18 protein-coding genes are annotated in these 17,917 nt (G+C 63.1%); 4 read left to right on the top strand and 14 right to left on the bottom strand.

Annotated elements, in window-relative coordinates:
* The first annotated feature begins 140 nt into the window (after positions 1 to 140).
* On the top strand, positions 141 to 755 hold the full coding sequence (locus X735_RS146145; RefSeq protein ID WP_023812278.1) for a dimethylsulfonioproprionate lyase family protein: 615 nt from the start codon (positions 141 to 143) through the stop codon (positions 753 to 755).
* Entirely contained in the window at positions 755 to 2,230 is a 1,476-nt protein-coding gene (locus tag X735_RS146150) for a cobyric acid synthase (RefSeq protein WP_023812277.1), read from the top strand. Before X735_RS146145 ends, X735_RS146150 begins: the two co-directional genes overlap by 1 nt.
* A gap of 277 nt (positions 2,231 to 2,507) precedes the next feature.
* Here X735_RS146150 and X735_RS146155 read toward each other — a convergent pair whose 3' ends face one another.
* The 4 genes from X735_RS146155 to X735_RS146165 form a co-directional block, all read right to left on the bottom strand.
* Positions 2,508 to 2,927: a VOC family protein gene (locus X735_RS146155; RefSeq protein ID WP_023812276.1), complete on the bottom strand. Its 420-nt coding sequence runs from the start codon at positions 2,925 to 2,927 to the stop codon at positions 2,508 to 2,510.
* A 72-nt stretch (positions 2,928 to 2,999) separates the two neighbouring features.
* A complete protein-coding gene (locus X735_RS146160) occupies positions 3,000 to 3,830 on the bottom strand; it encodes an AraC family transcriptional regulator (protein WP_023812275.1) in 831 nt (276 codons plus the stop codon).
* A 102-nt stretch (positions 3,831 to 3,932) separates the two neighbouring features.
* Positions 3,933 to 4,103, bottom strand: coding sequence for a hypothetical protein (locus X735_RS1000000167750; protein WP_023812274.1), 171 nt, complete (start codon positions 4,101 to 4,103; stop codon positions 3,933 to 3,935).
* 51 nt (positions 4,104 to 4,154) lie between these two features.
* Positions 4,155 to 4,940: a TSUP family transporter gene (locus tag X735_RS146165; RefSeq protein WP_023812273.1), complete on the bottom strand. Its 786-nt coding sequence runs from the start codon at positions 4,938 to 4,940 to the stop codon at positions 4,155 to 4,157.
* Between the two features lie 148 nt (positions 4,941 to 5,088).
* On the opposite strand from X735_RS146165, the gene X735_RS146170 reads away from it, so the two are divergent.
* Complete coding sequence (locus X735_RS146170; RefSeq protein WP_023812272.1) at positions 5,089 to 5,520, top strand: TerB family tellurite resistance protein; 432 nt, start codon at positions 5,089 to 5,091, stop codon at positions 5,518 to 5,520.
* Positions 5,521 to 5,541: 21 nt separating this feature from the next.
* On the opposite strand, the gene X735_RS146175 is transcribed toward X735_RS146170, so the two are convergent.
* The 5 genes from X735_RS146175 to X735_RS146195 form a co-directional block, all read right to left on the bottom strand.
* The gene (locus tag X735_RS146175) at positions 5,542 to 7,164 is read right to left on the bottom strand and encodes a dipeptide ABC transporter ATP-binding protein (protein ID WP_023812271.1); all 1,623 of its coding nucleotides are present in this window, start codon (positions 7,162 to 7,164) and stop codon (positions 5,542 to 5,544) included.
* Positions 7,161 to 8,030 (bottom strand): ABC transporter permease, encoded by an 870-nt coding sequence (locus X735_RS146180; RefSeq protein WP_023812270.1) that lies wholly within the window; start codon positions 8,028 to 8,030, stop codon positions 7,161 to 7,163. Before X735_RS146180 ends, X735_RS146175 begins: the two co-directional genes overlap by 4 nt.
* Positions 8,027 to 8,974 carry an ABC transporter permease gene (locus X735_RS146185; RefSeq protein ID WP_023812269.1) on the bottom strand — a complete coding sequence of 316 codons (948 nt, stop codon included), beginning with the start codon at positions 8,972 to 8,974 and terminating at the stop codon, positions 8,027 to 8,029. Before X735_RS146185 ends, X735_RS146180 begins: the two co-directional genes overlap by 4 nt.
* Positions 8,975 to 9,238: 264 nt before the next feature.
* A complete protein-coding gene (locus X735_RS146190; protein WP_023812268.1) occupies positions 9,239 to 10,717 on the bottom strand; it encodes an ABC transporter substrate-binding protein in 1,479 nt (492 codons plus the stop codon).
* Between the two features lie 162 nt (positions 10,718 to 10,879).
* Positions 10,880 to 12,160, bottom strand: a complete 1,281-nt coding sequence (locus X735_RS146195) for an acetylornithine deacetylase/succinyl-diaminopimelate desuccinylase family protein (RefSeq protein WP_023812267.1) — start codon at positions 12,158 to 12,160, stop codon at positions 10,880 to 10,882.
* A 222-nt stretch (positions 12,161 to 12,382) separates the two neighbouring features.
* Between X735_RS146195 and X735_RS146200 the strand changes: the two genes are divergently transcribed.
* Entirely contained in the window at positions 12,383 to 12,811 is a 429-nt protein-coding gene (locus tag X735_RS146200) for a L,D-transpeptidase (protein WP_023812266.1), read from the top strand.
* A gap of 61 nt (positions 12,812 to 12,872) precedes the next feature.
* On the opposite strand, the gene X735_RS146205 is transcribed toward X735_RS146200, so the two are convergent.
* The 5 genes from X735_RS146205 to X735_RS146225 are packed head-to-tail and all read right to left on the bottom strand — an operon-like array spanning position 12,873 to position 17,787.
* Complete coding sequence (locus X735_RS146205) at positions 12,873 to 13,856, bottom strand: lipid A biosynthesis lauroyl acyltransferase (RefSeq protein WP_023812265.1); 984 nt, start codon at positions 13,854 to 13,856, stop codon at positions 12,873 to 12,875.
* Between the two features lie 13 nt (positions 13,857 to 13,869).
* The gene (locus X735_RS146210) at positions 13,870 to 14,898 is read right to left on the bottom strand and encodes a zinc-binding dehydrogenase (RefSeq protein ID WP_023812264.1); all 1,029 of its coding nucleotides are present in this window, start codon (positions 14,896 to 14,898) and stop codon (positions 13,870 to 13,872) included.
* A gap of 37 nt (positions 14,899 to 14,935) precedes the next feature.
* Positions 14,936 to 16,207: a beta-ketoacyl-ACP synthase gene (locus X735_RS146215; protein ID WP_023812263.1), complete on the bottom strand. Its 1,272-nt coding sequence runs from the start codon at positions 16,205 to 16,207 to the stop codon at positions 14,936 to 14,938.
* Positions 16,208 to 16,258: 51 nt separating this feature from the next.
* A complete protein-coding gene (locus X735_RS146220) occupies positions 16,259 to 17,449 on the bottom strand; it encodes a beta-ketoacyl-ACP synthase (RefSeq protein ID WP_023812262.1) in 1,191 nt (396 codons plus the stop codon).
* Between the two features lie 56 nt (positions 17,450 to 17,505).
* On the bottom strand, positions 17,506 to 17,787 hold the full coding sequence (locus tag X735_RS146225; RefSeq protein ID WP_006203389.1) for an acyl carrier protein: 282 nt from the start codon (positions 17,785 to 17,787) through the stop codon (positions 17,506 to 17,508).
* Positions 17,788 to 17,917: the final 130 nt, after the last annotated feature.

Here is a 17,917-nt window from a genome sequence, read left to right as displayed (position 1 = left end):
CCTAATCTTCGACCTGTTGGCCTGTCGTTTTTGGCTTTGCGCGCGCACCAATCTAGACCAATGATGCCGCCGCGCAACCCGAGCCTATCAACCGGCCCTTTGGGGAGCGGCTGTGCATCAATGCATGTCCGGAGCACAATGTGACGACAAAATTCGATGAACTGCTGGGCCGGTTCCACGCATACCTTGCGTCCGTGGATCACGCCTTGGTGCGCGAAGCCGTGGCGCGCATTGGCTGGGGCATGCCGGCCCGCACGCTGGAGCCACATCCGCTTGCCTGCCTGCGCCATCTTGATCGCGCCGCCGAACTGGCGCCGTCGGATGCCAAGCCGCTGGTGCAACTGCTTGCCGAGCGTCGGAATGATTTCCGCTGGGGGCAGACCTACAGCGAGGCGGATTTCGGAAAAGAGTTCATCGACAATTACGGCTGGCTGGAAGTGTTCGGCAACCGAGGCCACTTCGCCAATGACGCGGTCGCCGCCGGCGTGCTGATCCTTGGGCCTGATATCGTCTATCCCGACCACCATCACATTGCCGAGGAAATCTACATTCCGCTGACCGGCGGTACCGAATGGCGCATGGGCGAGAGCGGCTTTTGCATGCGCACGGCCGGCGAGGTCGTCCACCACGCGTCCAACGTCAATCACGCCATGCGCACCGGCAAGGACCCATTGCTGGCGCTCTACATCTGGCGCGGCGGGCCGCTGGCGCAGAAATCCGATATTACCGGAACCGTGGCGCAGGGCAGGGGCTGATGGCCAAAGCGATCATGCTGCAAGGCACGGGTTCGGATGTCGGCAAGACGGTGCTGGTCGCCGGCCTCTGCCGGGCGGCAAAAAAGCGTGGGCTGAAGGTGCGGCCATTCAAGCCGCAGAACATGTCGAACAACGCCGCCGTCGCCGACATTCCGGGCGACAACAATCATGGCGGCGGCGAGATCGGCCGCGCGCAATGGCTGCAGGCGATCGCTTGCGGTGTTGCGCCATCGGTTCACATGAACCCGGTGCTGCTCAAGCCGCAGACCGATGTCGGCGCGCAGGTCATCGTGCAGGGCAAAATGTTCGGCGAAGCGCGGGCGCGCGACTACCAGGCGATGAAGGGCCGGCTGATGGATGCCGTGCTGGACTCCTGGGGCAAGGTCGGCGAGGGCGCCGATCTGGTCATCGTAGAGGGCGCCGGTTCGCCGGCCGAGATCAACCTGCGCAGCCGCGACATCGCCAATATGGGCTTTGCCACGCGCGCCGACGTGCCCGTGGTGCTGGTCGGCGACATCGATCGCGGCGGCGTCATCGCTTCGGTCGTCGGCACGCATCTGATCCTGCCGGAAGAGGACCGGCGCATGATCGTCGGCTACCTCATCAACAAGTTTCGCGGCGACGTTTCGCTGTTCGACGACGGTCTGAAGTCGATCGAGACATTCACGGGATGGCGCTGTTTCGGTGTCGTGCCGTGGCTGAAGGCGGCGGCACGCCTGCCTTCGGAAGATTCGGTGGTGCTGGAACGGCTGGCATCCGGCGAAGCGCGCGCGCTGAAGGTGGCGGTGCCGATGCTTGGCCGCATCGCCAATTTCGACGATCTCGACCCGCTCAAGGCCGAACCGCAGGTCGAGGTGGTGTTCGTGCCGCCGGGAAGGCCGCTGCCGGCCGATGCCGGACTGGTGGTCATTCCGGGCTCCAAGTCGACCATCGGCGATCTCCTGAAATTCCGCGAGAACGGCTGGGATCGCGACTTGCTGGCCCATCGCAAGCGCGGCGGCCATGTCGTCGGCATTTGCGGTGGTTTCCAGATGCTCGGCCGTGCTGTCCGCGATCCCGACGGCGTCGAGGGCAGCGTCACCGAAGCCGAAGGGCTAGGCCTGCTCGACGTCGAAACGGTGATGGAACCGGAAAAGACGGTGCGCAATATCAGCGCCCGTTCGGTGCAATTCGACCTGCCGCTCGAAGGCTACGAAATCCATCTCGGCCGCACCACCGGACCGGATACGCTGCGGCCGTCGGCAATCATCAATGGCATCGAGGATGGGGCGGTGTCGGCCGACGGCAAGGTGTTGGGTACTTATATGCATGGCCTGTTTGGCGCCGATGGCTTTCGCGCTGCCTACCTTGCGAGCCTTGGCGTCAGCGGCGGCGGCGTCGATTATCGCGCCGAGGTCGAGAAAGCGCTGGACGAGATCGCGGCCGAGCTGGAGACTAATCTCGACTGTGACGCGATTTTTGGGTTGGCTCGATAGATCCCCGTTGGCGAACCACCTTGGCAATTAGCGATAAACGCCGATCACGTCGTCATCCACGGGCGGAGCAAGGAGCGTAGCGACGCGGCGCAGACCCGAGGATCCATGCCGCAACTTCGAAGCGTTGCTTCGGTGCAGAATTCTGCACCGCTGCACTCTACGACTGAGGTCGCGGCATGGATCCTAGGGTCTCCGCGACGGAGCTTCGCTCCTGCTTCGCCCTAGGATGACGAAGTTGAGGACGCCTCGGTCAATCCCCAGCCAGCAGCGCAATAACTCAGGCCTTCTCGCCAGCCTTCGGCCAGTAGGTGCCAAACGACCAGACATTGCCTTCCGGGTCGCGGCAGATGAACTCGCGGCTGCCATAGTCGCGGTTGGTCAATTCCTGGATGATTGTGGCGCCGGCCTTCTTGGCCTTGGCATAGGCGGCATCGGCATCATCGACTGCAATGTAGATCGACTTGCCGCCGCCTGAGCCGGGCTCGCCGACCATCTTGCCGTAGTCGTCGTCGCGCACCGTGCCCAGCATGATCATTGAGGAGCCGAAGACCAGTTCGGCATGGTGCACGACATCGCCTTCGCCATAGCGGGCCCGGACGCTGAAGCCGAAAGCTTCGCCCAGCCAGTCGATCATTCTTGCCGCGTTCTTGTAGCGCAAAGCGGGATAGAGGCGGGGCGTTTCAGTGGTGGTTGGCATGGGAACCTCCTTCATTTGGGTTGGTCGACAACCCACCCTGCTCAAAGGCCGTTCCGGCGTCTTGAAGAAATGTTACCTGACAGAGAGCGCGGTCGGCGTTTCGCCGGCGAGGTCGCGAAACTCGCGCACCAGATGCGCCTGGTCGGCATAGCCGCAATCGGCGGCGATATCCGCCCAGTCGGCTGCCGGCTGTCTCGACAGGCCGAGCGCCCGGTTGAAGCGGACGATGCGCGACAGCGTCTTGGGGCCGATGCCGATGGCGTTGGAAAAACTGCCGGCGAGATGTTTGCGGCTCCAGCCCAGTCTTTCGGCGATCGATGCAATGCGGGTCCGGCCGCCGGATGTGATGATGCGGTCATAGGCCCAGGCGATTTCGAGCGGCGTTTCCGCGGCGTTCTCGAGACGGGCGGTGACGAAGGCTTCGGCCACGTCGAAACGCGTGGCCCAGTCCGGCGCGTTGCCAAGCCGTTCACGCAGCGCCATGCCTTGCGCGCCAAGCACGTCGTCGAGGGCGACCATGCTGTCAGCCAGCTCGCTCATCGGCAGGCGGAAGAAACGGCGTGCGCCAAGCGGCGTGAAGTTGACCTGGACGCAGCAGGCGCCGCCGAAGGATTCGATCACCACCGGTCCGGCATAGAGACCGGCGGCGAAACTGGCGAAGCGGTCATTGTCGCCGGGCGCCTTGCCGAGGCCGATGGCGAAGGGTTCGGCGAAGCTGATGACCAGCGGTACGGTGAGCGACGCGTATTCGACGTTGCGCATATGGCCGGGCGCCATTTCGCGATAGCCGCAAATGTCTGACACAATGCCCTCAAGTCGAGGGTCGGGCAGGCGCCGGCGCATCTCGAACCGCCCGGCGACGGATCGGTCCTGCTCTTGCTGGGGTTGCATATCGACGGGCATTGGCCATCCTTGCGCCAAGTCAAATCTAGCAGACTCGAGGCCGGAATCAAAAGCGCCCGGCTTTTGGCCGGGCGCTCCTCGTCCCCACTTCAAGGGAAATGGTCAGGCGCCGCGCATCAAGCAGCCGCCGGCAAGCACGATGAAAGCAATAAGTACGATCCACACCGATGCGAGTGGAATGAATGCAAGAACGCCAAGCGCGGCGAGGACGCCGATGATGGCGATAACAACGGAGATGATAAAAACGATCTGGGTAGGTGCGCTAAGATTCATGTCTGCCTCTCCAACATGATTCGAACAGCGGCATTCTATCAGGGCGCGTGATCACACACCAATCAAGGCGCGCAGTGGGTTCGCCGGGTCGGCCAGCAGCTTCACAGCAAGCGCCAGGCACACGATTACCAGCAGCGGCTTGATCAGTTTCGCGCCGATGCGCATGGCCAGGCTGGCGCCGACGCGGGCGCCGAGGAACTGGGCAACGCCCATCATCAGGCCGATCTTCCAGTAGACGACGCCGAAGGCCGCGAAGACGATGAAGCCGCCGATGTTGGAGGCGAAGTTGAGCAGCTTGGTATGCGCCGTCGCCTTGAGCACGCCATAGCCGGCGAGCGCCACGAAGGCCAGCATGTAGAAGGAGCCTGCGCCCGGTCCAAACAGGCCATCGTAGAAGCCGATGGCGGGCACAAGGATCAGTCCGAACAGGAAGGGCGACAGCCGCTCGGCGCGGTCGATGTCGTTCATGTTGGGCTTAAACGCGAAGTAGAGCGCGATGGCGATCAGCACGATAGGCAGGGCAGCACGCAGAATGTCACCCGGCACGATCGTTGCCAGCAAGGCGCCGATGGCGCTTCCGACAAGGGCCAGAAGCGCCGACGGCAATTGCCGGCGCAGATCGACATGACCCTTCGATGCGTAGTGGATGGTCGCCGAGCCCGAGCCGAACATGCCTTGCAGTTTGTTGGTGGCGAGCGCCTGGACCGGTGTGAAGCCGGCAAGCAGCAGCGCCGGCACCGTGATCAGCCCGCCACCGCCGGCGATCGAATCGACAAAACCCGCGGCAAAGGCGGCGAAGGCGAGCATGGCGACGGTCTGGATGCTAAGGTCGATCATCTGATGTATGGGGGTATCCGGCCGGCTGAAATATCGGGCGTTCGACCACGGCCACCCTGTTTGCGCAAGGTCGATTCCGCGCTACCTCTATCCAAGCGCATCGCGCTTGGATTTGTATTTGTGTGGTTAACCCGGAAAGAGGCTCCTGATGGCATTCGCATTGCTGGACCAGATACGTCAAATATTCGACGGCGACCCGGGTGTGCGCAAGGTGGCGGACGATCCGGTCCTGTCGGCGGAACTGCTGATGTTGTTTCGCATGATCCTGGCCGACGGGTCTGTCAGCGAGAGCGAGATGGTTGCCTTCCGGCGCATCTGCAAGGACGCCTTCGGCATTGCGGAAAGCAGTATCGACAGCGTCATCGAATATCTCAACGAGTTCGGCTACGAGACCAATGGTTCGCAGGCGATCGCACTGTTCCGCGACCTCGATGTCGAGCGGCGCCGGCAATTGGCCAAACATATGGCGGAGATTGCCAAGGCGAATTCGCAACTGGCCGAGAGCGAGATACGCCTGCTGCGCCGCACGCTCGACCTGCTCGATATCAGCCCGGTCGATGTGGTGAAGCCGCAGGAGTGATTGGGCCGCCTTCTCTCCTGATCAGCCTTGCTCTCGCAGCCGCTTCGCGATTGCCCGGTGCAAGTCAGGGGCGGCGGTGACAAGCGCCTTGGCAGCCTCGGATTGCGGGTGGTCGAGCACCTCGCTCGTCTTGCCGCGCTCGACAACCTTGCCGTCATGCATGACCAGCACCTCGTCCGTGATGGCGCGCGCGACGGTCAGGTCGTGGGTGATGAAGAGGTAGGCGATGCCGAGCTTCTGGTTGAGTTCGGCGAACAGATCGAGGATCTGGGCGCGGATCGAGACATCGAGCGCCGAGACCGGCTCGTCGGCGACGACCAGCTTGGGGCGGGTGATGATGGCGCGGGCGATCGACAGGCGCTGGCGCTGGCCGCCGGAAAATTCGTGCGGGTATTTGTCCATGTCGCTGATGCCGAGACCGACTTCGTGCAGCGCATGCGCCACCATCTCGCGGCGTTCGGCGCGCGTCGGCTTTTTCTCCAGCACATGCAGGGGTTCGGCGATCAGTTTTTCGACTTTCTGGCGCGGGTCGAAGGAACCGTAGGGATCCTGGAAGACGACCTGCATGTTACGTCGCGCCGGCTTCAGCTCGGCTTCGCTCTTGCCGGTGACGGTCTCGCCTCGGAACCGGATCGTGCCCGAGCTTGGCTGGTCCAGCGCCAGGATCATGCGGGCGAGCGTTGACTTGCCGCAACCGGAGCGGCCGACCAGCGCCACTGACTGACCCGGCGCCATCGACAGGGAGACATCGTCGACGGCTCGGATACCAGGCGCGCGTTTGAACAATGAGGTGCGTCGGCCGGGATAGTCGCGGGTCACGCTTTCGACCTGAAGCAAAGGTTGGCCCGTCTCGATGTCATGCGGCCTGGCGCGCGCCGGCACATGCATCGAGGCCTGCGCCAGCTGGCGCGTGTAGGGGTGGGTCTGTTCGGACAGCGTGCGCGCCGTGTCGCCGGCCTCCATCACCTCGCCATGGCGCAGGATGGTGATGCGGTCGGCCATCTCGGTCACCACGGCGAGGTCATGCGAGATCAGGAGCAGGCCCATGCGGCTTTCGGCGACGAGGTCGCGCAACAGGTCGAGGATCTGTGCCTGCAGCACCACGTCGAGCGCCGTCGTCGGTTCGTCGGCGATCAGCAGCTTCGGCTTCAGCGCGCAGGCGATGGCGATGACGACGCGCTGGCGCTGGCCGCCGGACAGTTCGTGCGGAAAGCGCGCCATCGGGAATTTCGCCTCGGGCAAGCCGACGCGGTCGAGCATCTTTCGCGCCCGGTCTTCGGCTTCGGCGCGGTTGGCCTTGGTGTGCCAGCGGATGCCTTCGGCGACTTGTTCGCCGATGGTCTTGACCGGGTTAAGCGCGGTCATCGGCTCCTGAAACACCATGCCGATGTCGTCGCCGCGCAGCGCACACATCTGGTCCTCGGTTGCTGCCAGGATGTCGATACCGTCGAATGTGACGCGTCCGGTGGCGCGCGCGGCATGGGGCAGAAGCTGCATCACCGTCAGCGCGGTCATCGATTTGCCCGAACCGGATTCGCCGACCAGCCCCATTACCTCACCGGGCGCGACGGAAAGCTCCATACCCCTGAGGATCTGCGTGTCGCCGATAGTCAGCGACAGGTTCTCAATGTCGAGCAGGCTCATCGCTGCCGCCGCGATTTCGGATCGAGGATGTCGGCAATGCCGTCGCCCAGCAGGTTCAGTCCCAGCACGGCGACGACGATCGCCATGCCCGGAAAGATCGCCATCCATGGCGCCACCACCATGCGGGTCTGCGCGTCGAACAGCATGCGGCCCCAGCTCGGCATCGGCGGCTGGGCACCCAGGCCCAGATAGGAAAGCCCGGCCTCGGCCAGGATGCCCAGCGCGAACTGGATGGTGCCCTGCACCAGGAGCAGCGTGGCGATGTTGGGCAGCACATGTTCGATTGTGATCTGCGTGCTGCTCTTGCCGGCGGCGCGCGCGGCCAGAATGAACTCGCGCGGCCAGATCGCCAGCGCGCCGGCGCGGGCGACACGGGCAAAGACCGGAATGTTGAAGATGCCGATGGCGATGATGGCGTTGATCGCGCCCGGCCCGAAGATGGCGGTGATCATGATCGCCGACAGCAAAGCCGGGAAGGCGAAGACGAGATCGTTCAGCCGCATCAGTGCCTCGTCGACGAGGCCGCCGCGTGCCGCGGCAAAGGCGCCGAGCGGCACGCCGACCCCCATGCCGATGCCAACCGCGACCAGCGCCACGGCAATCGAATTGCGGGCGCCGACCATGACCATCGACAGGATGTCGCGGCCGAAATGATCGGTGCCGAACCAGTGCGTCAGAGAGGGGGCTTGCGTCTTGTCCGATATCACCAGTTTGGTGACGTCGTAGGGCGTCCACGCATAGGAGACGATTGCCATTGCCAGGATCAGCAGGGTGATGACGAAACCGGCCACGAAGGCGGTGTTCCTGAATGCCTTGGCCAGGATGCTGCCGAACGTCTCCTCTGGGATGTCGATGTGCAGTGTCATTGCCGGCTTCTCAGGCGCGGATCGACAACCGCATAGGAAAGATCGACGAGAAGGTTGACGGCGATGACGGCGGCGACCAGCAGCATGACGACGCTTTCGACGACGATCAGATCGCGCTGGGTGATCGCCTGGAATACCAGCCGGCCGAGGCCGGGCAGATAGAAAACATTCTCGATGATGATGGTGCCGGCAAGCAGGAAGGCGAATTGCAGGCCCAGAATGGTCAGGACCGGGATCATGGCGTTGCGCAGTGCATGCCGCCACAAGACTGCGCGATAGGGCAGGCCCTTGGCGCGGGCGGTGCGGATGTAGTCTTCGCTCAGCACCTCGATCAGCGCCGAGCGGGTGACGCGCGCCAGGATCGCGGCTTGCGGCAAGGCAAGTGCGACCGCCGGCAGCAGCAGCGATTTCAGGGCTGGCCAGACGCCGGCACTCCAGCCGGGAAACCCACCGGCCGGGACCAGCCGCAGCCAGACGGCGAACACATAGATCAGCATCAGCGCGAACCAGAAATTGGGCACGGCGACGCCAAGCTGTGCGGCACCCATCGAAATCGTATCACCGGCGCGTCCACGCCGGCTGGCGGAAAACAGGCCAACGGGAATCGCGATGATGGTGGAGAGCGCAAGTGCAATCAGCGCCAGCGGCAGCGAGACGGCAAGCCGCTCGCTCACCAGGTCGATGACCGGCACCGAATAGGTGTAGGAACGGCCGAAATCGAGGCTGAGCAGGCCGCCGGCCCAGTGCAGATAGCGCAAGGCCAGTGGCGCGTTGAGGCCCATCTGGTTGCGGAGAAGTTCGATCTGGTCGGCGCTTGCGTTCATGCCCAGCATCAGCCGTGCCGGATCGCCGGGCAGGATCTCCAGCACGGCGAACACCACCATGGAAGCCAGCAGCAGCGTGGCGATGGCGACGGCGATGCGTTTTAGGAGATAGGCGGTCATGGAAGCGGAGGCACTGTTATTTTGTCCACCGGGCAAAGGTTGCGTTCCCGCACACCCCCTCTGTCCTGCCGGACATCTCCCCCGCAAGGGGGGAGATTGTGCTCTCATCGAGGCTTTCGCCAATCGTTGACGGTGCGCAGACCAAGAAGGTTGCAAAGGGTGCACCATCGGCCAAACTGCCGATCTCCCCCCTTGCGGGGGAGATGCCCGGCAGGGCAGAGGGGGGTGTGACGGAGCGCAAGTTCCGCCAGGCAGCCTGAGTCTTCAATCCGACCACTTCACCTTGGTCAAATCATTGGCCTGGATCGGCGCGTTTTCCCACAGCCCTTGCAGCTTGGCGTCCCAGACTCCGACCTTCGGCAATTCGTAGAGGAAGCCGACCACGGCGTCGTCGGCCAGGATCTTCTGCGCTTGCCCCAGCAATTCCTTGCGCTTGGCTTCGTCGGAGGTGACACCGAGGTCGGCAATCACCTTGTCGAAGGCCGGGTTGTCGTAGTTGAAATAATAGTCCTTGCGCGAATAGATATCGATGTCGTTGGGCTCGGTGTGGGAGACGATGGTCAGGTCGTAATCCTTCTTGGTGAACACCTGATCCAGCCACTGTGCCCATTCGACCGGGATGATTTCCAGATCGATGCCGACGTCGCGAAGTTGTGAGGCGATGATCTCGCCGCCGAGCCGCGCATAGGCGGGCGGCGGCAGTTTCAGCGTCGCCTTGAAGCCGTTCTCGAGGCCTGCCTCCTTCAGCAGTTCCTTGGCCTTGGCGACATCATGCGGGTAGCGGCCGGTGAGGTCGACATAGTCCTTGTTGGCCGGCGACATATGCGAGCCGATCGGCTGCCCGAGGCCGGCCGAGGCGCCGTCGATGATCGCCTTGCGGTCGAGCGCGTAGGAGATCGCCTGTCTTACCTGCAGCTTGTCGAAAGGCGGCTTCTTGTTGTTGATCGACAGGATGGTCTCACCCTCGGTCGCGCCGATCACAACCTTGAAGCGCGGGTCGTCCTTGACCTGGGCGACGCTGTCGGCATCGAAGAACGGGAAAGCCTGGATGTCGCCCGAGAGCAGCGCCGGCACATAGGCGGCTGCATCCGGCACGATGCGGAACTCGGCCTTGTCGAGGGACGCCGGCGTACCCCAGTAGTTATCCGATTTGACCAAGGTGATCGACGATCCCTTGGCCCAGCTCTGGAACTTGAACGGGCCGGTGCCGATCGGTTTCTCCTTGTTGGTATCGGCAGATTCCGGCGCCACGATTACCGCGTCGCCCCAGCCCATATTGTAGAGGAACGAGCCCTGCGGGTTTTTCAGCGTGACCTTGACGGTTGCCGGGTCGACCACGTCGACTTTGTCGATGGCGGCGAACAGGCCCTTTTGTGCGTTGACGGAATTTTCGGCGCGGGCTCGATCGAGCGAGAATTTCACGTCGCTGGCGTCGAAGTCTGTGCCGTCATGGAATTTCACGCCGGTGTGCAGCTTGAAGGTGTAGACCTTTCCATCATCGGAAATGGTCCAGCTTTCGGCCAGATCCGGCAGCACCTCGCCATTCGGCCCGATGCGCGTCAGGCCTTCGAACACATTGGCGTAGAGAACCTCGTCGATCGCCGCGGCCGCCCCGGCGGTCGGATCGAGATGCGGGGGTTCGAGCGCGATGCCGATGACCAGGTCGGTTCGCGCGGCAAACGCAGAGGTGCCGGCGGCCAGCGACAGCACCGCGGCCGCCAGAATGGTTTTCCACAGTTTCATCGTGCAACTCCCCATGCGTTCAGACACGTGCTCGAACCCGGGCGATAGAAGCGTGATTTCGCCACGGAGTAAATTGCGTTTCGTTCTGCCCATTGGCGTGGCCGGGAATCTTTTTGTCCTGGCGACCGCATCGGCAGGTCGAAGCTTGTCGCGGTGCGCACCTTATTCCGTGGCTGTGCCGCGCAGCAGCACGTTGAGCCCTATTGCCATCACCTTGGCCGATTCTACCATGTCCGATATGCCGACCCATTCGTCCGGCCGATGGGCGAGGTCGAGAATGCCCGGCCCATAGGCAATGCAATCATAGATATGGCCGATGCGGGCTATGTGCTTCTGGTCGTAGGTGCCGGGCGAAATGACGTAGTCGGGTTCGCGGTCGAAGATCGCCATTATGCCTTGCGCAACCGCCTTGACCACCGGGGCGTCGCGCTCGGTCATCAGCGGCAGCACTTCCATCAGGTCGCGGATTTCGTAGTCGAATTTTGTCCGCTCGCGCTTTAGCCGGTCGAGAATACCGGTCACTTCGCCTTTGACGGTGTCGAGATCTTCCTCCAGCAGGAAACGGCGGTCGATGGTCAGCCGGCAGGAGTCGGGCACGTTGGGCGACGGCAGGCCGGGCCGGAAGTCCTCGGTCTGGCCGCCATGGATCGAATTGATGTTCATGGTCGAGCGTTTTGCCCCTTCGGGCACGACCGGCATGCGCGTCATCTTGCGGTCGAGTGCGGGGAACAGCTCGTCCTCGAAAGCCCTCAGCACGGCGCCCATGTGACGTACGGCATTGTCGCCGAGAAACGGCATCGAGCCGTGCGCGATCTCGCCCTTGGTCTCGATCTCCGCCCACCAGACACCGCGATGACCGAGACAGATGCGGTCCTTGTTCAGCGGCTCGGGAATGATGACATGGTCGACCCTGGGCTTCGAGAAATAGCCGAGCCTGGCCAAATGGGCGACGCCGCCGAAACCACCGGACTCCTCGTCGACCGTGCCGGATATTTCGATGGCGCCGGGAAAATCGGGGAAGACTTCCAGGAAGGCTTCGGCTGCGACGATCGAGGCGGCAAGACCGCCCTTCATGTCGCAGGCGCCGCGGCCGTAGACCTTGCCGTCTTTGACGATGCCGGCAAAAGGATCGACGGTCCAGCCGTCGCCAGCTTCGACCACGTCGATGTGTGAGTTGAAGTGGACGCAGGCGCCTGACGATCTTCCGTCGAAACGGGCAACGACATTGACGCGCGGGTAGCGGTCGGTGTCGCCGGGCGTGCCTTCTGCGCGGATGAATTCGGTCTCGAAACCGCTCTTCTTCAGCCGCGCGCCGAGATATTCGGCGCATGGCCGATAGGCCTCGCCGGGTGGATTGATGGTCGGAAAACGGATCAGCTCAGTGGTCAGCGCGACGACATCGTCGCGCCTGTCATCGATTGCCCGGAGGAGTCGCTCGTTCATACCCAGAGTTGAGCAGCGATCTCAGCGGTTTTGCAAGCCCGTTGGTGATCGAGCCTGGGCGGCGTGTCGTTGCGGCAACTATTGCGGGAAATCGTTCAAATTCGCTGCTTTGGATTGGCGAATTGGTCAAGGTGTGTGTGTTAGCCCGTTCATCTGCCATTAAAAAGATGAAAGACAATTTGAGGGCAGACAGGTTAGGGGCAATCAAAGGGGTTTGATCGCATGAAAAAGACAGTTCTCATGGCAGCCGTGTTTGTTGCGATGCTGTTCGGTGCTTCGGGGCAGGGCTGGGCAGCCAGCCTCGTTGCAAATATTGACGTGTCGTCGCAGACGATGACCGTCAGATATGGTGCGTCGGTTTACCGGTGGAGCGTCTCCACCGCGCGCAAAGGCTACATTACCCCGCGCGGCAGCTATCGGCCGCAACGGACGGCGCGGATGTGGTATTCGCGCAAATACGACATGTCGCCGATGCCTCATTCCGTGTTCTTCCGCGGCGGCTATGCCATTCACGGCACCGGCGCGGTGAGGCAGCTCGGGCGCCCGGCATCGCATGGCTGTGTGCGCTTGCACCCGACCAACGCCGCCGCCTTCTATGCGATGGTTCGGCAAGCCGGCTTCGGCAATACGCGGATTGTCGTGACGAACTGAAGAGATTCAGGTTCGCTGTTGTCGGCTGGCGCAGGGCTAACACCCTCGCCAGCAGTTCTGTTTAAGCGTTTGGGACCGCTTTTGCCTGCGAGGGCCGCTTTCGACGCCCGCCGCTGATCTCCCACCTTTTGTGGAACCACATCCACTGGCCGGGATCTTCTCGCACCCAGCGTTCGACGACATCGTTGAGACGCTGGGTGGTGGCGTGGACATCGACGCTGCCGTCAGCGGTGCGCGGCAATGTCAGCTTGTCCTCGATTTCGAGCCGGAAGCGGTTGCCTGGCAGCCTGATGCAGCGCGCCGGATAGACGTCGCAGTCATAGTGACGGGCAAGGGTGGCCAGCACCCGATTGCTCTGGCACGGACGGCCGAAGAACGTCGTATCCAGTCCATTGGAGAATTTCTGGTCGACAAGGATGCCGATGTTGCCGCCGTTCTCCAGGACCCCGGCCAAGGCGAATGAGGCACCGGCCATCGATGGCAGCAACGAGCCCATGGTCGAGCGGCGCGTCGAGAGGATGTAGTCGGCAAGATAAGGATTGTTGGGCGGCCGAAACAGCGCCGTGATGTTCATGCCGAAGGTCGCCGCCGCGACAGGCAGCAATTCGAAATTGCCGAGATGGCCGGTAAAGACGATATGCGGCTTCTGTTCGGCAGCGATTTCGAGGAAGTGGTCCGCTCCCTTGACCTCGATGCGGCCGGGCTTGCTGGCCGTGGGGTCATAGTCGAAGAGGGCGTCGAGAAAGATGTATTCCGCGGCAAGACGGGCCATGTTGCCCCACATGTCGGAGGCGATCTCCTGGATTTCGGCCTCGTTCTTTTTCGGATAGGCCTTGCGCAGATTGTCGACGGCAACCTGATGGCGTCCCACCCGGGGGCCGACCAGGCGTGCGACGCGGTCGGCGAAATTCAGCGCACTGTCGGCCGGCAGCAGACGCAGGACCGAGATGATCATCATCGCCGCCCGCGCCACCAGCCAGTAATTGAGCTGGCGCAGTTGCCTGCCGTAACGAAATTTTAGATCCCGGCGGAACTTCTTGAACACAGAGGTCAAGGCTCTAGCCGACGCGCAGGATGATCTTGCCGAACACGTCGCGGCCTTCCATGCGCTTCAGCGCGGCATCTATACCGTCGAAGTCGACTTCGGTATCGATGACAGGTGCGACCTGTCCCGCCGCCATTTTCTGCATGGCGTCTGCCATGTTCTCCATGCGGCAGCCAAAGGAGCCAAGCAGTTTCAATTGCTGCTGGAACAGCTGCATGAGGTTGATCTGCGTCGACACGCCGGAAGTCGAACCGCAGGTCACCAGGCGGCCGCCACGCTTCAGGCACAACATCGAGGCGGCAAAAGTGTCGGCGCCGACATGTTCGAAGACGACATCGACGCCCTTCTTCTTGGTCAGCTTGCGCACGACGCCCTCGAAACGGTCGTCGCGGTAGTTGATGACATGGTCGGCGCCGAGCGCCTTGGCCTTGTCGATCTTGTCGTTGGAGCCGACCGTGGTGATGATGGTGCAGCCCATCCGCCTGGCCAGCTGGATGGCCGCCGAGCCGATGCCGGATCCGCCGGCATGGATAAGGATCGTCTCGCCGGGCTGTAGCCTGGCGTTGTCGAATAGCATGTGCTCGACCGTGCCGAAGGTGACGGGCGCGACCGCCGCGCCGATGTCGGTCACGCCGGGCGGGGCAGGGACCAGCAGGCGAGCCGGCAGGTTGATCTTCTCTTGCGCGAAACCGTCGAGATGGAAACCGTGCACACCCGAAACATGTTCACAGAGGTTGTCGTGGCCTTCGCGGCAGGCTCGGCAGAGGCCGCAGGTGCGCGCGCCGTAGATCGATACCAATTGTCCGGGCAGCAGGCTGGAAACGCCGGGGCCTACCGCCTCGACCTCGCCGGAGGCTTCGGCGCCGACGACCAGAGGCAGCTTGCGCTTGGCGAAGGCCATGCCGCGCCAGCCCCAGACGTCGATATGGTTCAGCGCCACCGCCTTGATGCGCAGCGTGACTTCGCCAAGTGCCGGCGGTGAGGGGGGCGGCAGGTCCACCGTTTCAAGACGGCGGTCCTCGATAAGTTGCAATGCGCGCATTGGGCCTGTCGGTTTCGGTCTGGCTGAAAAAGGTCGCTTAGACCGGTTCCCGCGCCATGACAAGGCAAGTGTTCTGGCCGCCGAAGCCGAAGGAGTTCGACAGAACGGTGCGAACCTCGGCATTGCGCTTCTTGTTCGGCACCACGTCGAGCACGATCGCGGGGTCGGGATTGTCATAGTTGATGGTCGGCGGAATGACGCTTTCGCGCATCGTCATCAGCGAGAACGCCGCCTCGACGGCGCCCGCCGCCGACAGCGTGTGGCCGATCATCGATTTGTTCGACGAAACCGGCATCGAGCCGATCCGCTCGCCGAACACGGTCGACAGCGACAGATGCTCCATCTTGTCGTTTTCGGGCGTCGAAGTGCCGTGAGCGTTCACGTAGTCGATCTCGTCTTCGCTCAAGCCGGCATCGGCAAGCACAGCACGGACCGCCGCGATCGCCGGCGAAGCGTCCGGCTTCGAGCGGGTGCGGTGGAAATCGTCCGCCTTTTCGCCGCAGCCGCGCAGGATGCCAAGAATCGTGGCGCCGCGCGCCATCGCGGCTTCCAGCGATTCCAGCACGAGAGCGCCGGAGCCCTCGGCCAGCACAAAGCCGTCGCGCTCCTTGGAGAAGGGTTTTGACGCCTTTTCGGGAATGTCGTTGTGGGTCGACAGCGCCGACAGCAGCGAGAAGCGGATCAGCGCCTCGGCGGTTGCCGAACCGTCGGCGCCGATCGACAGCGCCCGGTCGCATTCGCCGCGGCGGATCGCCTCGACACCGAGCTGGATGGCGGTGGCGCCGGAAGCGCAAGCGGTCGACAGCGTGATCGGCAGCCCGCGTGTGCCGAAACGGTCGGCAAGCCGGTCGGCGATCGAGCCGAACTGCGTGGTCTCGAAAATGTCTAGTTCCTTCAATCCGCGCGCCACCCGCAGCAGCCGTTCGCCGCCGGAGTCCAGTTTGTTGGAATTGTAGAGCGCGAAGCGGTCGTGCCAGTCGAGTTCGACCGGCGGTGAAGCGAGGAAGAGAGGACCACCGAAATCACCGGAATCGAGGCCGGATTCGGCCACGGCCTCACGCGCGGCGGTTTCCGCCAGTTCATAGGTGAGGTGGCTGGAGCCCTTCGAGCTCGATGGCAGGAAGTCGACCATGCCGGAGATGCGGGTGTTGAGATGATCGACCGGAAAACGGGTAATCGGGTGGATGCCCGACTTGCCCGAGGTCAGCGCCGCCCAATTATCGGCCTTGCCGACGCCAAGCGAGGTCACCACGCCGATGCCGGTGACGGCAACGATCGGCCTGCCCATATGATCGTTCAAATTGGCCATGCGGTAGCCCTCGATCGTCTATCGTTGCGGCATGGATCGTGGACCACCGCCTCAGGCGGCGTTGACGAGCGCCATGCCCTCGAATTGGTGATAGCCGATCGCCGTTGCAAGGACGGTTGCGGGAACCCCTTCGAACGGCTTCTCGGCTGCGGCATCAAAAACAGGGTAGGCGGCCTTGCGATCGACGGCCAGCGCCGCCAGTGCCACAGCGAAGGGAAACTGTGCTTCCTTCATGTGTCCGGTCAGCGTCGAGAAACCGCGCGCGGCAATCGCCGGATTGGCGTCGAGCGCGGCTTTCTCGGCGATGGTTGCCGTATGGGCGCCCGACGCGCCCGACAGGGCCAGCAATTTGCCGTTCGGCATTGCAGCCTGCTTGAGCAGTGCGGCGATCTCGGCGTCGAGTTCTCCCCGTGGGCGCCTGGCGCGGCCGGAGACGACCGGCCCAAGCTCGGCATAGATCTTGCGGCCGCGGCTCATCGCGTGTTCGCGCTGCTCCAGCACCAGGAAGGCACCGCCGGATCCAGTCACGACGCCGCCGCCCTCAGCCCCCTGTCTTTGCCAGACCGGCCTCCACGGGCCGCGATGCAAATAGCCGGCGAGTTCATAGCCGAGCAGCATGTCGGAATGTTCGGTCTGGAAGGCGCCGCCAACCAGGATGTGCGTCGACTGGCCGGAGCGGATGCGCGCGGCTGCTGTCTCGACGGCGGCGACACCGGCACCTTCCTCGCCCATGAAGGTTCTGGATGAGCCCGTCACCTTGTGGACGATGGAGATGTTGCCGGCGAGCAGATTGGAAAGCTGGGCCAGGAACAATGTCGGCCGCAATTCGGTGGTCAATTTCTCGTTGAGCAGCACATCGCGGTCGTTGCGGTTTTCCGAAGCGGCGAGAATGGCGGCATCGACTGCCTCGTCGCGTTCGCCGCCGCCTGCGGCCACGACCATGTCCATGGTCGTGCAGAGTTCGTCATTGCCTTTGATGCCGGCGTCGTCCAGCGCCAGGCCTGCGGCATAGGTGCCGAGCCTCTGCCAGGTTTCCATCTGGCGCTGATCGCCGCGTTTGGCGATCTGCAGGTTCCAGTCGATCTCCGGCAATGGATGGACGGTATAGGGTGCAAAGCGCGCCGCTTCGAGCACCGGTTCCAGGCCCGGCTGCGCGAGCTTCTGCCAATGGGCGTCCGGACCTTCCCCCAGCGAGGAGACAAGGCCGATACCAGTGATGACGACGTCGCGGGGGCTGCTCATGAGCGGCTTTGTGGGTCAGGCGGCAGGGCGCGTCAAGATCACGCGCTCAACCGAAGTCAGGCGGTCTTGGCGGCAACCAGTGCGTCGATCTTGGCGCACAGGTTCTTCATGACGAAGTAATCGTCGGTCGAAGCCTTGCCGTCATTGACTTCCTGGGTCCATTTTTCCAGCGGCACCTTGATGCCGAATTCCTTGTCGATGGCGAAGACGATGTCGAGGAAATCGAGGCTGTCGATGCCGAGATCGTCGATCGTGTGGCTCTCGGGCGTGATGGTTTCGATATCGATCTCGCTGGTGTCGGCAATGATCTTGGCGACTTTGTCGAACGTGGTGGACAAGGGCTCTTCCTTCGGTTGCGGGCGGAATCTGTCCGCATCTGGTTTGGGCGCTGTCTAATCGGTTTTTCCCGGCAGGAAAAGGGCTGATACGCGGGGCGCAGATGGGATGGCCCTCCCGTGAAGACAAGAA

The sequence above is a fragment of the Mesorhizobium sp. L2C084A000 genome (assembly GCF_000502875.1).
Lineage (GTDB): Bacteria > Pseudomonadota > Alphaproteobacteria > Rhizobiales > Rhizobiaceae > Mesorhizobium.
The sequence above is the reverse complement of the archived record's forward strand: the minus strand, read 5'-3'. Positions and strand labels throughout refer to the sequence as shown.

Bases quoted from the DNA above. Each gene is read 5' to 3' on its own strand.
- X735_RS146150 (WP_023812277.1), top strand. From the start codon at position 755: ATGGCCAAAGCGATCATGCTGCAAGGCACGGGTTCGGATGTCGGCAAG.
- X735_RS146155 (WP_023812276.1), bottom strand. From the start codon at position 2,927: ATGCCAACCACCACTGAAACGCCCCGCCTCTATCCCGCTTTGCGCTAC.
- X735_RS146160 (WP_023812275.1), bottom strand. From the start codon at position 3,830: ATGCCCGTCGATATGCAACCCCAGCAAGAGCAGGACCGATCCGTCGCC.
- X735_RS1000000167750 (WP_023812274.1), bottom strand. From the start codon at position 4,103: ATGAATCTTAGCGCACCTACCCAGATCGTTTTTATCATCTCCGTTGTT.
- X735_RS146165 (WP_023812273.1), bottom strand. From the start codon at position 4,940: ATGATCGACCTTAGCATCCAGACCGTCGCCATGCTCGCCTTCGCCGCC.
- X735_RS146170 (WP_023812272.1), top strand. From the start codon at position 5,089: ATGGCATTCGCATTGCTGGACCAGATACGTCAAATATTCGACGGCGAC.
- X735_RS146175 (WP_023812271.1), bottom strand. From the start codon at position 7,164: ATGAGCCTGCTCGACATTGAGAACCTGTCGCTGACTATCGGCGACACG.
- X735_RS146180 (WP_023812270.1), bottom strand. From the start codon at position 8,030: ATGACACTGCACATCGACATCCCAGAGGAGACGTTCGGCAGCATCCTG.
- X735_RS146185 (WP_023812269.1), bottom strand. From the start codon at position 8,974: ATGACCGCCTATCTCCTAAAACGCATCGCCGTCGCCATCGCCACGCTG.
- X735_RS146190 (WP_023812268.1), bottom strand. From the start codon at position 10,717: ATGAAACTGTGGAAAACCATTCTGGCGGCCGCGGTGCTGTCGCTGGCC.
- X735_RS146195 (WP_023812267.1), bottom strand. From the start codon at position 12,160: ATGAACGAGCGACTCCTCCGGGCAATCGATGACAGGCGCGACGATGTC.
- X735_RS146200 (WP_023812266.1), top strand. From the start codon at position 12,383: ATGAAAAAGACAGTTCTCATGGCAGCCGTGTTTGTTGCGATGCTGTTC.
- X735_RS146210 (WP_023812264.1), bottom strand. From the start codon at position 14,898: ATGCGCGCATTGCAACTTATCGAGGACCGCCGTCTTGAAACGGTGGAC.
- X735_RS146215 (WP_023812263.1), bottom strand. From the start codon at position 16,207: ATGGCCAATTTGAACGATCATATGGGCAGGCCGATCGTTGCCGTCACC.
- X735_RS146220 (WP_023812262.1), bottom strand. From the start codon at position 17,449: ATGAGCAGCCCCCGCGACGTCGTCATCACTGGTATCGGCCTTGTCTCC.